Here is a 16,384-nt window from a genome sequence, read left to right on the forward strand (position 1 = left end):
GCGACACGGTCCGGAGACTCGGCCGGCGACCAGTTCGTATCAAGACAGTAAAATTTAACAGGACAGTGTGAGATTCACAGCCAAACGTGAACGATACGCACTGGTTCCTCGCCAAGCGGGTGGCGTGGACGATGTTCGCCGCCTACCTGATACTCTCGGGCGCGTTCTTCGTCTTCGCGTACACGCCGGACCCGAACAAGGCGCTGGTCTCGTTCGGTGCCGCGAACCCGGAGGACCCGGAAAACATGTCCGAGAACTCTCAGCAAGCGGTCGAAGCCTACGAGGAGGCCCGAAACTACGACGAACCCGTCCTCCAGCGGTACGGCAGATGGATGGTGAGTTACGCTACGTTCGACTGGGGGACGTCTCGGACGACGGGCCAACCGGTGACGGACGCGCTCGCCGAGCGGATTCCCGTCACGCTCGTCTACCTCGTGCCCGCGGTGGTCCTCTCGACGCTGCTCGGCGTCGGCGTGGGACTGGTCTCCGCGATGAACCCGAACGGCGTCGTCGACCGTGTGAGCGCGGCGCTGAGTTACGTCGGTCTGGGCGTGCCGGGGTTCGTCCTCGGCGAACTCCTGCTGGTCGTGTCCATCATGGAGTTCTCGTGGTACCGGGCGTACTACGACACGCGGTTCGGTCTCTGGACCCCAGAGAACCTCGCGTCGCTCGCGCTCCCGTCGTTCGTGGTCGCACTCAACCTGCTCGCGGCGCAGGCCAGATACGCCCGCGCGGAGTCCCGGGAGTACCTCCCCGCGGAGTTCGTCAAGACGCTCCGCGCCAGCGGTGCCGACGCCCGGACCGTCGGGCGACACGTCCTCCGGAACGCCGCGCTCCCGCTGATGACGGTGTTCTTCGCCGAACTGCTCACCGTCCTCTTCCTGACCGTCTACGTCATCGAGGTCGTGTTCCGGATTCCGGGCGTCGGCGACTTGGCGTATCAGGCCATCCAGCGCCGGGACGTCGCGACGATTCTGGCGACCACGCTCCTCCCGGCGTTCGTCGCGCTTTCGGGCAACCTGCTACAGGACTTCGCGTACACCCTACTCGACCCACGAGTCGGTGACGACACGTAACGCGAGAAGAGCGCTCAGGCCGCTTTCTTCAGTTCCTCGTACTGCTCTTCGAACCGCTCCTGACAGGACGAACAGCAGAACTGGTAGAGTTCCCCGTCGATGCGGGAGGATTCGCCCTCGCTGGTGACGGTGTTACCGCACTCGTCGCACTCCAGCGCGAACTCGACGCCGCGGGGTTCCGGATGCCACGCCGAGTCGGTGAGCAGTCGCACGTCGTACTCCCGGACGGCGTCGGTGTCCACCGCGCTCGACAGCAGCGGTTCGATAGCGCCGTTCCGGAGTCGAGCGTGGAAGACGACGTTCCCGTCGGCGGTCACGAAGAGGTGCTCGACCCCGTCGATGTCCTCGACGTCGCTGCGAACCTCCGAGACCCGCCCGGGTTCGACGTGGAGGTCCACGAGGACCGCGACGCCCTCCGAGAGGCGCGAGCGGTCGAGGTCCACGGTGAACCGGCGGACGACGCCGAGTTCCTTGAGGCGGTCGATGCGGTCCGAGACCGTCGGCGGCGAGAGGTCCACCGCGTCGGCGATTTCGTTGTACGGTCGGCGAGCGTCGGCCACCAGCAGTTGCAGTATTTCGAGGTCGGTTTCGTCGAGTTCGCGCATTACTGAATGGATTGTCAGGCCAACGTAGAAACACTTTTCGTCATCTTCCGACAGTTCGTGTGAATCGAGCGCAAACCGAGGTCGGGTCGGCACGCCTTCACCGTCCTCGTGGGGGGACCGACCGTAACCGTCCGAATCGGGTCCCCGTGATGGGGCGGGGTCAGTCGGCTTGCACCGATTGACGCTCTTCACGGGCCTGCTCGATTCGCTCGCGCACGTCCACCGTCCGGCCGGTCTCGGCCGCCTCGTAGGCCGACTCGGTGAGCGCGGTCACTCGTAGCCCGAACGACCCCGGGACCGCGGGTTCGGTCCCGGCTTCGGACGCGCGGACGAAGTCCGAGAGTTTGCGCCGCGTGAGCGTCTCGAAATCGCGGTCGCCCGCCACCTCGCCCTCGTAGGTCACGCCGTCCTCGTAGACCGTGAGTCCGCCGTCCTCGTAGCGGACGTGACCCTCGGTGCCCCAGACGACCATCCCCTCGTCGGGTTCCCCGTTAGTCCCATCGCCGACCACGCCGACGCTGGCTGTGACGGGGGCGTCGCCGCCCTCGCGGTCCAGCGTGAGCGCCAGCGCGGAGTTCACGTCCACGGTCTCGCCGCGGTCGTCGGTGACTGCCGCCACCGTCCGGGGTTCGGCGTCGAGGGTCCAGAGCAGCGCGTCGAGTAGGTGGCTCCCCGAGTCGTAGAGTTGGCCGCCGCCCGAGAGACCGGGGTCGGTGCGCCACGACCCGCGCTGAATCGCTATCCAGTCCTGTCCGAGGTAGGCGTTTGCGGCGTGAATCTCGCCGAGGCGCCCCGACGAGACGATTCGCTTGAGTTCCCGAAAGAGGGGGTCGAAGTGGCGCTGATAGCCGACCTGCAGGACGCGGCCGCGTTCGTCCGCGGCGGCCACGAGGTCCACCGCGTTCTCGATGCCGGTGACCATCGGCTTTTCGAGGAACACGTCCGCACCCGCCGCGAAGCAGTCCATCGCCTGCTCGTAGTGGAGGGTGTGGGGCGTGACGACGTTCACCGCGTCGAGGTCGTGGTCGGCCAACATCTGCTCGTGGGTCTCGTAGGTCGGTGCGCCGTACTCTCCGGCGAACGCCTCGCGCGCGCCCTCGGACACGTCCGCGCCAGCGACGACTTCCACGTCGTCCATCTCGTCGTACAGTCCCAGTTCGATGTTTCCGAGTCCACCCAGTCCGATAGCTCCCAGTCGAAGTGCCATACCACGGCCGAGGAGTTATTCAATGTAAACCCGTCGGTTCAACTTCGTCCCTCGGACGTGTCAGAGCCAGTCCGGCGGGCGTTTCGGCTTCGGGAAGGCCTCAGGAGGGACTTCGTGGACCCTGACCGACTCCTCCCGAAGGCGGTCGAGTTGCGGCGAGCGCACCTCGTCGTCGCCCGGTACCAGAACGTGGAGTTGCTCGTTCGATTCGAGTTGCTCCCGCTTTTCGACCACCTCGCGGAGCGTCTCGTCGTCAACCGTGACCGCAGTCACGATTTGAACGACGACGTCCGTCCCCCGCAGGACGCCGAAGAGTCGGCCCACGCCCGACCCGAGGGAGCCGAACCGGATTTCGTCCAGGTCCGGGTTGACGATATCGGTATCGGGGCGGACGACGTACTGGACGTACTGTTCGAAGTTGACCTCCCAAAACCGGCGTCGGGACCGCCGCTGCACGCGCTCTATCGTATCTCTCATGCCGTAGACGACGTCCGCGTCGTAGCCGAGTTCACCGAAGGCCTCGTCTTCGGTGAGACCGGGTCCGTCGACGAGGAAGGCAACCGCCTCGTCTTCGAGGGGGTCGTAGTCGTAATCGACCTCCGGTTCGGTGGTGAGTCGGTCGCAGATGTCGTCCACGAGGCGGTAGTAGCCGTAGTTTCGGACACTAGCGAACAACCGCCCGCCGTCGACGGCGCCATCGCCGTCGGTAACGTCGTCCTCACCGTCGGCGGCGAAGTACGTCAACTGCAGCAGGTCGAGTATCAGGCTCTCCGGAGCGACGAACCCCGCCCCGTCGTCGTCAGCCCGGTACAGTAACTTTTCGTAGTATCGCCGGACAGTGGTGAAAATCCGGTCACCGTCGTCGGGGTTGTCGGTGAGGAGCGTCCCGACTAGTCGGCGGTGGTGCTGGTGCCAGTCGGCGAACGAGTACGGGACCGCTCCGGACTCGGGACCGGTCGCCGCGTCCGATTCAAGGAGGTCGCTCGACCCGCGGAGGAGTTGGTCGAGCGTCTGGTCGTACACGTCCGACGGCGTCTCGCGTCCGTCGGTCGCCGCGCGCTCGTCCACGAGACCGGACGAGTGGGTCAAAATCCGGTCGGCGAGTCTGTCGTACTCCTCTTCCGGGACCGTCCCGCTGACGTCGGCCGTCCAGTCGGCCGACCGCTCGGCGAGTTTCTCGGCGAGTATCGGACTGCCGCGGTCGAACTTCCATCGCGCGAGGAGCAGCGCCGCGTCCACGGCGTCCTCGCGTCCGGACGCCGAGGGGAAGTCGGCGTCCGCCGTGACGATATCGCCGAGCGCGCCGTGTGCCGCGCCAGCGAGGGAGTTACGCGCCTCACTGCCGAGGAGCGAGACCCAGAACAGCGTGGCGACCAACGTGTGTCCGGCGTCGTCCGCCCGCTCTGCGTACGCAGTGACCGCCAGCGTCGGGAGGTGGTCCGCGACCGGTCGCTCGAACCACTCGACGACGCCCTCGGCGGTCTCGACCGACACGTCCCCGGTAGCCGGGACGCGCGAGGCGTCGAAGTCGTCGCTCTCGAACGCTCGGCGGAGTTCCGCGAAGAGACGGGTCGCGTAGCAGTTAGCGACCTTCGGAGCGACAACTTCGCCGTCTGCGAGTTCGGACTCGACCTGCTCGGCCACGGGGTCGAGCGAGTGGGAGTCCGTGAACGGCTGGAGGGGTGGCTTCCCGTTGGCGAACACCGCATCGAGGTAATCCTCCACGGCGGCGACCGGACGGCTGAACTTCAGCCCGTAGGTGAGGACCAGCAGGAGCGAGAAGATGGCCGCCGCGGCGAGACCGGCCGCGACGGCCACGGCGACGCCGAGAGCGAGCGTGGTCTCCTCGGGAGCGTTGTAGAGGACCCAGAGGTCGAGACCGATAGAGAGGACGAACAGGAGGAACACGAGGTTGAACACGGGGTGACGTATCAACCCGTACAACAGCGCCGAGGAGTAGCGCTGGGAGAGCAGTTGGAGCATCACCAGACCGACCGAGAACACGATTCCCAGCACCGCCGCTTGCCCGGTCGCCAGCCGACCGAGCACGTCTCCCGCGTTGGGTGAGGGCGCGCCGAAGGGGTAGAAGCCGAGGTGAGTAGCGAGGACCGTGGCGGCGACGAACGCCGCGACGACGCCGGCACCGCCGAGGAGCCACCGCGCGCGTCTGGTCGCCACCCAGTGGAGGTCCGCGAACGTGTGCCGTAGGTATCCCATGTCTGTGGCGAGCCAACACCGAGTCAACTATCTTTCCATCTATCACACCGTCGTCGGATTCCACCGGGAGTCGTCTGGACCGTTCGTGGGCCGAGAGACCACCGTCACGGCCGTCGAGAGGTCCCGTCACTTTCCGACAATACGTTTGTCGGCTTACAGTCGCTCCTACCCGGCCGATGACGTGTTTCTCTCCGCCCAGAATACCTAACTTCGGCCGACCCCTCCTTGTTACAGGAGAGCGATACGATGGGGGAAATTGCAGTTATCCATATGGATTTGATGTCGAAAGGTGGCGGCGAAGCGGTGGCCATGAACGTCCTCGAAGCGCTGCAGGAGGACCACGACGTGACGGTGCTGACGCTGACCGACCCCGACCTCCGCGAACTCAACGACTACTTCGACACCGACGTGGACGTTCGGGACCTGCGTGTCGAGCGAGCGGGGTACCTCGCTCCGTGGCTGAACCGGCAGTTGGGACTGAAGTACTACGTCCTTCAGAACGCCCTGCTCGGACGCTACGCCCGGCGTCGGAGCGACGACTTCGACCTGTTGGTCAGCACTATCAACGAACTCGGTCTCGAATCGAACTCGGTCCAGTACGTCCACTTCCCGTTCGACTGGACCGTGAGTTGCGAGGAGCGCGAACACATCTTCCACCCGACCGTCGAGGAGGACTCGTTCCACGAGCGACTCGCGACCCGCGTCGCGAGCGTCGAACGCGAGGACATCCAGCAGAACACGCTGCTGGCCAACTCCGACTGGACCGCCGACGTGGTCGAGGACGCGTACGGCACCCGGCCGCGAGTCCTCCACCCGCCCATCGACACCCGCGAGTTCGAGGACCGACCGTGGGACGAACGCGAGGACGGCATCGTGACGGTGGGTCGCATCGAGCGGAGCAAGCGAATCAAAGAGCTAATTCGAATCACCGACGGCGTCCGCGAGCGAGGCCACGACACTCACCTCCACGTCATCGGCCCGACGGTGGACGAGGAGTACCGGGAGGAGGTCGAGGCGATGGCCGCGAGTCGGGAGTACGTGGAACTGGAGGGCGAGGTCCCACGCGAGCAACTGGTCGAGCGCATCTGCACCCACAAGTACGGCGTCCACGGCAAGCAGTACGAGCACTTCGGGATGGCAGTGGCCGAACTCGCGGCGGGCGGCACGATTCCGTTCGTACCGAACGACGGCGGGCAGCACGCCATCGTCAACGACCGCGAGCAGCTGCTGTACGAGAGCGTCGCGGACGCCCGAGAGAAGATTTCGACGGTGGCGGCCGACCCGGACCTCCAGCGGGACCTCCGGGAACCGATGGGACCGCGCGCGATTCGCCGCCGGTTCGGCCGCGAGCGGTTCCAGCACCAGATTCGGCGCATCGTCGCCGACGCGCTCGACCGGCCGAGCGCCAGCGTCTCGGGAACCTCCGCCGACGCTCCGGCCGAGCGACCGGCGAGCGGGGACTGAGCGAACGAGCGACTACGCTATTTCCCGATACTCCGCCGCTATGGCGTCGGCGGTCCGGTCCCACGCGTAATTTTCACGGGCGTGTTCCCGGCAGGCGCGACCCGCGGCGTCCCGGCGGGCGGGCGCGAGGTCGGCCCACGCCGCCATCCGGTCGGCCAGCGAGTCCGGCGCGACCGATTCGACGACCATCTCGGTCGGGACTCGGGGGTCCTCACGGAGTCCCGACAGAATCTCGGTCGTGCCGCCGACCGGGGTGGCGACGACCGGGGTCCCAGACGCGAGGGCTTCGAGCGTCGCGAGACCGAACCCCTCCAATCGCCGGGTCGGCAGGACGAAGCAGTCCGCCGTGGCGTAAGCGCCGGGCAAGTCCTCGTCGGGGACGTAGCCCAGAAAGGTCACGCGGTCGGCGACGCCGAGGTCGGCCGCCGTTCGCTCCAACTCCTCGCGCAGGGGCCCGTCGCCAGCGACGTGGAGGTGAACGTCGGGTCGCTCGCGAGCGACGCGGGCGAACGCCCGCAGGAGCATCCCGTGGCCCATTCTGGGCGAGAGACGGCGGACCGTCAGGAAGTCGGTCGCGACGTCCCCGCCCTCGGACTCCACCGCGGCCGATATCGCGCGCTCGGCGGACGTCTCCGGAGTGGACGAGTACGTGGGGACCGATTCGCTCGCACCGACTGACTCGCCACTGTTTGCCGACCGCATCGAGTCGTAGACGCCGGCGTCCGGCCGGTAGCGCTCGGCGTCCACGCCGCCGGGGACGACGACGGGGTCGGCCACCGGACCGTGGACCTCGCGGAGTTTCCCGGCCATGAACTCGCTGAGCGCGAGGACCCGCTCGCAGGAGGCGAGGGTGGACCGCTCGATTCGCCGGCGGAGCGCGGCGTTCAGTCCGCGGCGCGGGCCGGAGACGGTATCGGCGTGACCCGCGCGGATGCGGTACTCGGTCGGCCACGGACTGTGGAAGGTCGCGCTTCGGGGAACATCTTCGGGGACGAGCAGGTCGGCGAGTAGGTCGGTCACGGTGCCCTGAAGGCTCACGAGGTCGGGGTCGGGCAGAGCGTCGAAGTGGTCGCGGACGGCCCGGACCGCACCGGGGAGTCGGGCCGCGATTTCGGGCGCGGAGCGCTCGGCCACGTCGAGGTCGTATCGCGCGACTCGGACGCCTGAAACCGTCTCGCGGGCGGGCACGTCGCCCCGGCGGCGCGTGAGGACCGACACGTCGTGACCCCGGTCGGCGAGTCGCTTCGTCGTCTCGTAGACGTACCGGCCCGTCCCGCCGGAACCGGGGTCGGGGTAGAAGTCGTGTGCGGCGACGAGGACGCGCATGGCGGAGCGACGACGGAGACGGACAAATGCCCGACGGCCGGAACGCGTCGTTCGACCGCCCGTTGAGATAATTTAAGAGGCGCGGGCGAGACGCGTCGGTCATGATAGAGTCCCCGAAGCGAACCGCGTTCGAAGCGCTCCCGGTGGCGGCGATTCTGCTGTTCTGGAACCTGCTCGCCGGAATCGCGCACTTCCAAGGCGTCGGCGGGCCGGTGAGCGCTGCCGGCGTCGTCATGGCCGCGCTATACGTCACGGTCCGCGGCGTGTCGCTCGCGGCGGAGGTCATTCCGCCCGCGACGGCCGACGTGAGAAGGAGCCTCTACGAGAACGCCCGACTCGCGGTCCCCGCGGGAGCGTGGTTCGTCGCCGCGATGGCGGTCGGTGCAGTCGAGGCCCACATCGACGAGTTTACGTGGGTCATCTCGTCGGTCGAGACGGCGCTGGCGGGCGCGGGTCTCGGGGTCGTCGGCCTCTACGCCGTCGCCGCGGGACACTCGGCGCTCGGCGGCGCGAACGCCGGAAGTGGCGGTCGCACACTCACGGGAGACGAGAGTTCGACCCGCGACGAACCCGCGACGGACGGCGCGTCGGGCGACGACTGACAGACGACCGAGCGTAACACGGTCTCTTTGTTCGGACTCTACCCCGGACTACTGCGACGAGTTTGCTCAATTCGTAGCGCGGGGTTATTCGGAGTACCCGAGTAACTGTCCGCCAAGAACGATAATCGCAGAGGCGAACAAAAGAATACCCACCCCGGAACCGAAGAGACCACTGTTTCCTGCTGGCGTCGGGCCAGTCGGTGGCGGTGAAAGCAGTTCGGTCAGGCCGAGTGCTACGCCGTACAGGCCTCCAGTCACGAGAACCACACCGCCGAGAAGAACCAATGCGGTACCGGGAATCGACCGAGAGAGCATCCGGTCGAGTGATAGCCACGAGAACGACGCCGACATAATTGAGCGTGTGCGCTCCACAGTAAATAGTTTTCTCCGCCGTGGCAGTTCGTGGTCGGTATCGGGCCAGAAGTCCACGAGATGTCTCGAAGAGAGAACCCGGATGGCGACCGACCGCTACGGCGAGTCCCGACGGTAGTCGTCCAGCCACGGCGGGGCCGTCCTGTCTCCGGACCACTCGAACAGGTGACGCTTCTCGTTGGCGTAGTAGAGTCGGTAGGCCTCCACGTAGTCGTCGGCGTGCCACTGCCCCGTGACCTGCGGCGGGTCGCTCGGTTCGCCGGGCCAGTCGAGCGCCGAAATCTCGTCGCGGTCCAGCGACTCCACGGTGGCCCAACTCCCGTGGGTCTCCTCCGGCGGGTGATTCCACCGGTAGCGCCACTCGTCGTGCGCGGCCTCCGTGTAGTCGTGGAGGTACTCCCAGTTGTCGGGATGCGCGGCGGCCCACCGCGTCAGCGGGTGGTCGGCGTGAGAGAAGTAGAGGTCCTCGCGAGTCTCCGGGTCGCCCTCGGCGTAGCCGTTCGACTGGACCGCAGTGGTCAGGACCATCGCGTTCTCCAACACGGACGAGAGGACGTGGCGGTCCACCAACCAGCGCGCGGTCTGGTCCAAATCGCGGTCCAGCCAGAAGGCGTTGACCATGGCGGGCGTAAGGGACCGAGCGATTTAGGCGCGACGGGAGAGCGCTGACTGACAGAATGGGAACCGGCGTCAGTCCGCGGCGTCGGGGGCCGAATTCGCGAACTCGGCGGACGAGACGCCGCTCTCCGACGCGTCCTGTCCGCCGCCGGCGTCCAGCGCGTCGATGTTGACGAACAGGAACCCCGCGAAGCCGACTCGAATCAGCACGGCGATGTACTGCCCGAGTACGTGGACGCCGAAGGCGGTGAACGCGCCCGCCAGCGAGAGGAAGGCGAACGCGATGAGCATCCCGATGAGGAACAACAGGAGGTTACGCGACTTCCAGTGGAGCAGTCGCCGCTCGTCGGGGAGTCGCTGTGCGGTCTGCCAGATGGGACCCACGAACAGATACGCGAGTACGAGGTGGCCGCCGATGACCACCACCGTCGATGCGAGCGCGACGAGACCGCCCATCGGGGTCCCGAACTGGAAGGCGACGACCTGCACGAACGGGAACGCAGTGACGACGGCGAGTCTCCGACGCGAGACGTCCGCCAGCATCGCGGTGACGAACCACAGCACCGAGTAGGCGACAGCGTCGTTGAGGAACGTCGAGAGGAGGACCGTCTTCCCGCCGACGGAGACGCCGCCGATTCCGGCCGCCGCGAGGAAACTCGTCAGCACGCCGAGACCGACGACGAAGGTCATGAGGTTGCAGTACCGGCGACCGTGGTCCGGCACGTTTCTGAGCCACGCGACTAGCACGGCGAGCGTCGCGGCGTACACGCACCCGGAGGTCGCGTACACGGCCGATTCGCTAATCATCGTCACCTCCGGTGACCGCACCTGCGTCCGGACGAGGCGTCTCGTCCAAGCCACCGTCGTCCTTTGCACTGTCGTGACCGCCTTCGGCGTCGCCGTCGGTGTGACGCGTCTCGAACGCGGTCAGCATCGAACGGAGGTCTTCGGTCCGCTCGGCGAGGGCGTCGGCGCGCCTGCGCACGTCGCCCATGGTCTCGACTGTCTCGTCTGCCGTCGCCGCGAGGTCGTGCGAGCGGTCGGCGATGTCTATCGCGGCCTCACGGACGGTCTCGACCGCCGCCGCGACCTCCTCGGTCGCCGCCGCGCCGTCGTCGGTCGCGCGGCTAATCTCCGCCATGGCGTCGTCCACGTCGGTGACGGTGGTGGTCAACTCCCGGAGCGTATCGCCGGTGGCGGTCACGGTATCGACGCTCGCGTCTATCTTCGTCCTCGTGGCGGCCATCTCCTCGGTCACCTCGGTGACGTCGGTTCGCGCGCCGTCGATTATCCCGTCGATTTCGTCGATGGCGTTCCGGGTCTCGGTCGCCAACTCCTTGACCTCGTCCGCGACCACGGCGAACCCGTCGCCGTCGGCGTCGGCGTGGGCGGCCTCGATGTTGGCGTTCAGCGCGAGCATGTTGGTCTGCTCGGCGATGTCGTCGATGAGACCGGTCGTCGATTCGACCTCGTCCATCCGGTCGTCGAGTTGGTCCACCAACCGACCGAGTCCCGCGACGGCCTCCTCGAACTGCTCGATAGTACCGACCGCCTCGGCCGCGCGCTCCGCGCCCGACTCCCCGACCTCCGCCGCGTCGCTGGCCCGTCCGGCGACCTCGTCGGTCGTGGAAGCGACTTCCTCGATAGTCGCCGAGAGGTCGTTGGCCTCCTCGGCCGCGCTCTGCAGTTGGTCGGTCTGGTCGGTGATGGCGTCGGCGAGCGAGCGGATGTCCCCCGCGAGCGCCTCGTGGGACTCCTCGACCGCGGCCGCGTCCGCCGCGACCGCGTTGCTGGCGCGTTCGACCTCGGCGGCGAAGTCGAGTATCTCCTCGATAGTGCCGGACAGCGACTCGGCCATCTCGTCGTACGCGCCGCCGATGCGTTCGATGGCCTCGATGTCTCCGCTCGTGTCGAGTCGGTGCGTGAAGTCGCCGTCCGCGGCCGACGACATGGCGTCGCCGATTTCCGACGCCTGTTCGAGGAGCAGGTCGTTTCGCTCCTCGGCCTCCTGTTGAGCGCGTTCGGCCCGTTTCCGGGCGCGTTCGGCCTCTTCTCTGGCGGCGTCGGACTCGTCGAACGCCTCGTCGAGCGACTGCCGCATCGTGTCGAACGACGACGCCAACTGTCCGAACTCGTCGCCCCGGTCGCTCTCGGGCGAGACGTCGAGGTCACCGTCCTCGATGGCCTCGGCGGCGTCCGTCAGATTCCGGAGTTCGATACCGACGCTACCGCCGAGAACGATACCGAGCAGTCCGACGTGAAGCGCGAGGACGAACAGCGTTCCGGCGACCGCGCGAGCACCGTCGCCGCCGCCGCGCGCCACGTCCAGCGCGAACAGGACGCCGAACGCCATCGTCACGGCGAGCGTGACGAACAGCGCCGCGCCGATGCGGCGACTGTACTTCCTCGCGACCCAATCTCGGAGAGAACGTCTCTTCATTACGACCACTCTTTCAAGTTACCGTTTGTATACCTTTGGACCACAGTATCACGAGGAATAATTTCGGGTTCGAGACGCTCATGACGCCGTATACGAGCTATCCATCGTAAATTTCTGTTTTTAAACTCGTAAACATTCTCCGGTCGTGTTTCTTCCATCGTTTCCAAGCACGTCACATAGCGATGGAACCGACGGTGCCGGTTCGAGTCCCACCGCGTAGACGGAGACTGTCGGGAGAGTCGAGGTCGGTTTCCGGCAATCAGCGTTTTACCGCTCGCTACCGTCGCTCCTTCGGTAACCATGGCGGAGTACGATTTCGACGGACAGGTGGCGTTCGTGACGGGAGCGGCCCGCGGACAAGGTCGTTCGCACGCCCTGCGGTACGCCGAGAACGGTGCGGACGTGGTGTGTGCCGACATCTGCGAGACGACCGACGAATCGACGTACGAACTGGGCGACGAGACCGAACTGGACGAGACCGCCCGGGAGGTCGAGGAGCGCGGCCAGCGAGCGCTCGGCGTCCAGATGGACGTGTCGGACGCCGCCGAGGTCGAGGCCGGGGTGGAACACGCCGTCTCGGAGTTCGGCCGCATCGACATCCTCGCCAACAACGCCGGGGTCGCGCCGGTCTCGGGGCTGATGGAACTGGACGAGGAGACGTGGGACCACGCGCTCGACGTGAACCTCAAGGGGATGTGGCTCTGCGCGAAGCACGTCGGCCAGCACATGATAGAACGCGGCGAGGGCGGGCGCATCGTCAACACCTCCTCGACCGCCGGGATGGTCGCCTCGCCCGGACTGGGCCACTACAGCGCCGCTAAGCACGGCGTCGTCGGTTTGACGAAGAACCTCGCGATGGAACTGGCCCAGTACGACGTGACGGTCAACGCGGTGTGTCCGACCGCGGTAGACACCGCGATGGTGGGCGGCATCGTCGAGTCCATCGGCGAGGAGATGGCCGAAATCGCCGAGCAGTCTGGACCGGACAACGTGTTGGGCGAAATCGTGCAACCCGAGGACGTGAGCGCGGCGTTCATGTGGCTGTCGAGCGACGACGCCCGCTACGTCACCGGCATCGCGCTCCCGGTCGCGGCGGGGGCGACCGCGATATGAACGCTCGGTGAGACCAGTGAACTTGGAGACGTTTCTGGACTACGACCGGAATCGAATCGCGTGGTGGCTCTACATCGTCGCGTTAGCCATCGGCGTCGCATTCGTCGGCTACTCGTTCGTGGGGATGTTCGTGCTGGGCGTGTTCTTCTACTACGCGTCGCGGCCCATCGACGACCGAATCGGCGAGTACGTGGACAACGACGGACTGGCGGCGGGCCTGACGCTGGCGGGCATCGTGACGCCGATACTGTTCGTAGTGGGCTACGTAATCTTGGTGGGGCTACAGGACTTAGCGTCGCTGTCGGGGACGCCGGGGAGCGGACTGCTCGCGCCGGTGTTGAACGTCGGGGAGTTCACCTCGAACCAGCAGAGCCTGCTCGACACGCTGTTGGAGAACCCGGGGAAACTCCGCTCGCTCGACACGGACCGCGTCCGGCAACTGGTGAGTACCGCTCTCTCCGCGCTGGGAACCGTGGTCAACGTCCTCATCGTCCTCTCGCTGGCGTTCGGACTGGCGTTCTTCCTGCTCCGGGACGACGACAGAATCGCGGCGTGGTTCCGCGACGAGATGGCCCCCGAGGGGACGACCGGGTACGCCTACGCCTACGCCGTGGACGACGAACTGGAGACGGTCTTCTTCGGGAACTTGGTGTTCGTCCTCGTCATGGCCGTCCTCGCGGCGGTCGTCTACTACGGGTTCAACTTCCTCGCGCCGCCCGCCCTGACCATCCCGTTCGCCATCTTGCTGGCGCTGCTGACGGGGGTGGCCAGCCTCATCCCGCTCGTCGTCGGGAAGGTGGTCTACGTGCCGATAGTCGCGTACCTCGCGTGGGTCGCGTCCGGACAGGGCGGTGTGGCGATGATATACCCCATCGGTCTGTTGGTGGTGTCGTTCCTCGTCCTCGACATCCTGCCCCAGACGTTCCTCCAGCCCTACATCTCGGGCAACGACATCCACGTCGGTATCATGATGTTCGCGTACATCCTCGGCCCGATTCTGTTCGGGTGGTACGGGTTCTTCCTGCTCCCGCTGTTCTTCGTGCTGGTGATTCAGGCGGTCCGCATCGTCGTGACCGACCTGATTCACGGCGACGAACTCAGTCCGGACGTGGACGCCGCGCCCTCGCTCGGAGAACGCGACCTCGGCGAGATGGGCGACTCCGACGAGGACGACTCCGCGACCTCCTCGTGACTGGAACACCTTCTCCCGACGCCAACACCACGCCCTGACGACAACACCACGTCCCGACGCGAGGCGAACTACCGTCGGACGAACGTCGGCGTCCCCGGGTTTCCGGCGTCCCGATACCCGAGCGACCGGAGCGCGTACACGAGGTCGGCGAGCGCGTAGTCGGCCGACTCGGTGACGGGGAGCGCGTCGTCGGTGTAGTCGGCGGTTCGCTCCCGGAGGTCGTCCAGCGAGACCTCCGCGCCGGGCGAGTCTGCGAGCGCGGCGCGAACCGAGTCGTCGTCCGGGCCGAGGTCGTAGCTCTCGCGCTTGGTCTGGACGCGCTCCCGGAGGTCGCGGTGGGTCCGACGGGCCGACCGGTCGGGGTCCCGGACGCGCGCGACGCGGGCCACGAGGCGGCGGTTCTCGCGGACCGCCCGGTCCCAGTTTCGGACCGCGGTAACTGCGATATCGGCGAGGTCGTCGGGGTCACCGACGAGACGGTAGTCGTCGGGCACGCAGTCGTATATCCATGGTTCGTCTCGGAGAACGAGCACCTGTCCGCTGGCGGCCTGCTCGAAGGGCGTCCGGGCCATGGTCTCGTACTCGCTGGCGCAGACCGCGAGGTCGCCGCGCCGGAGCGCGGTCTCGTAGGTCTCGCGGTCGGCTTCCGGGAAGGTCTCGACCCACTCGGGACTCGCGTACTCGTCCGGTATCTGCTCCATGCTCGTGAGTAGCGTCTCGACGCCGAACTCCTCGTGCAGGCGCTCGCCGACCGCGAGGAGACGGTCGGCGCGTTTCTTCTCCCAGAGCGACCCCGCGAGGTGGAGGACCTCGGGAGCGTCGGCGTACGACTCCTCGAACCCCGAGAGGTCGATGGGACTCCCGGTCTCGATTGCGTCGTCGAGCGCGTCTTCGACCACCTCGGGACGGAGAACCTCGGTCGCGCGCTCGCGGAGTCGGTCGGCGTCCACTCCGGCCTTGAACCAGACCCCGTCGGCGAAGACGGCCCCGGCCATCGCCATCCTGCTCTGGAACTCGTCGCGGTACGAGCAGTAGCGGTACTTGAACGGGACCTGCAGGTCGTGGACGTTGGCTATCACGTCGAAGGGAACCACGTCGGCGGCCCACCGGTCGGTCTGCTGGCAGAGCCACTTGCGGAGGTCGAACCGGCCGGTCCGGCGCTGGTCCACGACGGCGTCGAGGTACGCGCCCCGGTCGTAGATAGCGCGCTTCAGCGCGTCGAGTTCGGCCCAACTGTAGCCGCCCTCGGTGAAGATGTCGGCCTCGTCTGGCCGGTCGGTGCCGTCTCCGCCATCACCGAACGGTTCGGCCCGAATCGCGGTGACCCGCTCGCGGTCGGCCAGAATCGCCTCGTCCGGGACCTGCGGCGGGACGAGCCAGTAGACGTGGAGCGCGGGGTCGCGGTCGAGCCACCCCTCGACCCACGTCGCGGCGTCGCCGAGGGTGCCGTTTGCCGTCGGGTCGTCGGGGCGGTAGAGTTCCGGAATTAGCAGGACGCGCATCGAGAGTCACCTGTTCGGTCGCGTCGTCCGTGAAAACGACAGCGAGTAGTTTGAACGTCTCGGCCGTTCCGCACCGTCGTAGCGCGAGAGAGCGACCCGACGGTCGGCAGTCGGTACTGCGTTCCGTTTCCTCGGAATCTCGTTCGGGTCCCGACGTGACGAGTGTCTCGTTTTTGTCGTCCGCTCGCGTGTTTCGAGAGTCGTACCAGAAACGCCTTTTCAGTAGCGTTCGTGGTATCGTGCGGAGATGGTTCGTTTGAAAATTTTGGTCGCGGTGATGCTCGTCCTCGCGCTGTTCAGTGGCGCAACGGCGGGTGTCGCAGTCGCACAGGGAGAAAGTGACGAGAATCACTGTCGAGGTCTCCACAACGCCGACGAGAGAACTGACGGCACGTCGGGCGAAGATACCGTGAGAGACGTGCACAGTCTGTGTCATCACGGCGAACTGGGCTGAGCAGCTCCCGCGTATTTTTTTGTCCGTATCGGTAGCGTTTTGGTCTAAAGTTCGGTCAGCCTCCGGGGTCCCGAAGAGGGAGAGACCGTACTATTATCGGCCCGAGTGACGACGCATCCACGCTTTCGAGGAGTTGCTTCGGGTCGGACGTCCAAGTTCTGCCGTCGAACTCTCCCCGACGATTCCTCCCGCTGAC

The 16,384-nt window shown here is 66.7% G+C and carries 14 protein-coding genes; 6 read left to right on the plus strand and 8 right to left on the minus strand.

What is annotated here, in order from left to right:
- Positions 1-86: 86 nt before the first annotated feature.
- Positions 87-1,076: an ABC transporter permease gene (locus FXF75_RS16275; protein WP_309221843.1), complete on the plus strand. Its 990-nt coding sequence runs from the start codon at positions 87-89 to the stop codon at positions 1,074-1,076.
- A gap of 14 nt (positions 1,077-1,090) precedes the next feature.
- On the opposite strand, the gene FXF75_RS16280 is transcribed toward FXF75_RS16275, so the two are convergent.
- From FXF75_RS16280 to FXF75_RS16290, 3 genes are all read right to left on the minus strand, one after another.
- A complete protein-coding gene (locus FXF75_RS16280; protein ID WP_163522904.1) occupies positions 1,091-1,681 on the minus strand; it encodes an AsnC family transcriptional regulator in 591 nt (196 codons plus the stop codon).
- A gap of 160 nt (positions 1,682-1,841) precedes the next feature.
- Positions 1,842-2,888 (minus strand): Gfo/Idh/MocA family protein, encoded by a 1,047-nt coding sequence (locus tag FXF75_RS16285; RefSeq protein ID WP_163522905.1) that lies wholly within the window; start codon positions 2,886-2,888, stop codon positions 1,842-1,844.
- Between the two features lie 60 nt (positions 2,889-2,948).
- Positions 2,949-5,105: a DUF2254 family protein gene (locus tag FXF75_RS16290; RefSeq protein WP_163522906.1), complete on the minus strand. Its 2,157-nt coding sequence runs from the start codon at positions 5,103-5,105 to the stop codon at positions 2,949-2,951.
- A gap of 270 nt (positions 5,106-5,375) precedes the next feature.
- On the opposite strand from FXF75_RS16290, the gene FXF75_RS16295 reads away from it, so the two are divergent.
- On the plus strand, positions 5,376-6,569 hold the full coding sequence (locus tag FXF75_RS16295; RefSeq protein ID WP_163522907.1) for a glycosyltransferase family 4 protein: 1,194 nt from the start codon (positions 5,376-5,378) through the stop codon (positions 6,567-6,569).
- A gap of 12 nt (positions 6,570-6,581) precedes the next feature.
- Here the strand turns inward: FXF75_RS16295 and FXF75_RS16300 are convergent, their stop codons facing one another.
- Positions 6,582-7,895 (minus strand): glycosyltransferase family 4 protein, encoded by a 1,314-nt coding sequence (locus tag FXF75_RS16300; protein WP_163522908.1) that lies wholly within the window; start codon positions 7,893-7,895, stop codon positions 6,582-6,584.
- A 101-nt stretch (positions 7,896-7,996) separates the two neighbouring features.
- Between FXF75_RS16300 and FXF75_RS16305 the strand changes: the two genes are divergently transcribed.
- A complete protein-coding gene (locus tag FXF75_RS16305) occupies positions 7,997-8,497 on the plus strand; it encodes a hypothetical protein (RefSeq protein ID WP_163522909.1) in 501 nt (166 codons plus the stop codon).
- Between the two features lie 468 nt (positions 8,498-8,965).
- Here FXF75_RS16305 and FXF75_RS16310 read toward each other — a convergent pair whose 3' ends face one another.
- The 3 genes from FXF75_RS16310 to FXF75_RS16320 form a co-directional block, all read right to left on the minus strand.
- A complete protein-coding gene (locus FXF75_RS16310) occupies positions 8,966-9,490 on the minus strand; it encodes a hypothetical protein (protein WP_163522910.1) in 525 nt (174 codons plus the stop codon).
- A gap of 69 nt (positions 9,491-9,559) precedes the next feature.
- Positions 9,560-10,294: a bacteriorhodopsin gene (locus tag FXF75_RS16315; RefSeq protein WP_163522911.1), complete on the minus strand. Its 735-nt coding sequence runs from the start codon at positions 10,292-10,294 to the stop codon at positions 9,560-9,562.
- Positions 10,287-11,927: a methyl-accepting chemotaxis protein gene (locus tag FXF75_RS16320; protein WP_163522912.1), complete on the minus strand. Its 1,641-nt coding sequence runs from the start codon at positions 11,925-11,927 to the stop codon at positions 10,287-10,289. Before FXF75_RS16320 ends, FXF75_RS16315 begins: the two co-directional genes overlap by 8 nt.
- A gap of 300 nt (positions 11,928-12,227) precedes the next feature.
- Here FXF75_RS16320 and FXF75_RS16325 point away from each other — a divergent pair, with 300 nt between their 5' ends.
- Together FXF75_RS16325 and FXF75_RS16330 are read left to right on the plus strand one after the other, a co-directional pair.
- Positions 12,228-13,040: a mycofactocin-coupled SDR family oxidoreductase gene (locus FXF75_RS16325; RefSeq protein ID WP_163522913.1), complete on the plus strand. Its 813-nt coding sequence runs from the start codon at positions 12,228-12,230 to the stop codon at positions 13,038-13,040.
- 16 nt (positions 13,041-13,056) lie between these two features.
- Positions 13,057-14,232: an AI-2E family transporter gene (locus FXF75_RS16330; RefSeq protein ID WP_163522914.1), complete on the plus strand. Its 1,176-nt coding sequence runs from the start codon at positions 13,057-13,059 to the stop codon at positions 14,230-14,232.
- A 68-nt stretch (positions 14,233-14,300) separates the two neighbouring features.
- Here the strand turns inward: FXF75_RS16330 and FXF75_RS16335 are convergent, their stop codons facing one another.
- Complete coding sequence (locus FXF75_RS16335) at positions 14,301-15,734, minus strand: glycosyltransferase (protein WP_163522915.1); 1,434 nt, start codon at positions 15,732-15,734, stop codon at positions 14,301-14,303.
- Between the two features lie 247 nt (positions 15,735-15,981).
- On the opposite strand from FXF75_RS16335, the gene FXF75_RS16340 reads away from it, so the two are divergent.
- Complete coding sequence (locus tag FXF75_RS16340) at positions 15,982-16,188, plus strand: hypothetical protein (protein ID WP_163522916.1); 207 nt, start codon at positions 15,982-15,984, stop codon at positions 16,186-16,188.
- The last annotated feature ends 196 nt before the right edge of the window (positions 16,189-16,384 follow it).

The organism is Halorussus sp. MSC15.2 (assembly GCF_010747475.1).
Lineage (GTDB): Archaea > Halobacteriota > Halobacteria > Halobacteriales > Haladaptataceae > Halorussus.

Bases quoted from the DNA above. Each gene is read 5' to 3' on its own strand.
- FXF75_RS16335 (WP_163522915.1), bottom strand. From the start codon at position 15,734: ATGCGCGTCCTGCTAATTCCGGAACTCTACCGCCCCGACGACCCGACG.
- FXF75_RS16285 (WP_163522905.1), bottom strand. From the start codon at position 2,888: ATGGCACTTCGACTGGGAGCTATCGGACTGGGTGGACTCGGAAACATC.
- FXF75_RS16320 (WP_163522912.1), bottom strand. From the start codon at position 11,927: ATGAAGAGACGTTCTCTCCGAGATTGGGTCGCGAGGAAGTACAGTCGC.
- FXF75_RS16300 (WP_163522908.1), bottom strand. From the start codon at position 7,895: ATGCGCGTCCTCGTCGCCGCACACGACTTCTACCCCGACCCCGGTTCC.
- FXF75_RS16310 (WP_163522910.1), bottom strand. From the start codon at position 9,490: ATGGTCAACGCCTTCTGGCTGGACCGCGATTTGGACCAGACCGCGCGC.
- FXF75_RS16305 (WP_163522909.1), top strand. From the start codon at position 7,997: ATGATAGAGTCCCCGAAGCGAACCGCGTTCGAAGCGCTCCCGGTGGCG.
- FXF75_RS16280 (WP_163522904.1), bottom strand. From the start codon at position 1,681: ATGCGCGAACTCGACGAAACCGACCTCGAAATACTGCAACTGCTGGTG.
- FXF75_RS16295 (WP_163522907.1), top strand. From the start codon at position 5,376: ATGGATTTGATGTCGAAAGGTGGCGGCGAAGCGGTGGCCATGAACGTC.
- FXF75_RS16340 (WP_163522916.1), top strand. From the start codon at position 15,982: ATGGTTCGTTTGAAAATTTTGGTCGCGGTGATGCTCGTCCTCGCGCTG.
- FXF75_RS16315 (WP_163522911.1), bottom strand. From the start codon at position 10,294: ATGATTAGCGAATCGGCCGTGTACGCGACCTCCGGGTGCGTGTACGCC.
- FXF75_RS16325 (WP_163522913.1), top strand. From the start codon at position 12,228: ATGGCGGAGTACGATTTCGACGGACAGGTGGCGTTCGTGACGGGAGCG.
- FXF75_RS16290 (WP_163522906.1), bottom strand. From the start codon at position 5,105: ATGGGATACCTACGGCACACGTTCGCGGACCTCCACTGGGTGGCGACC.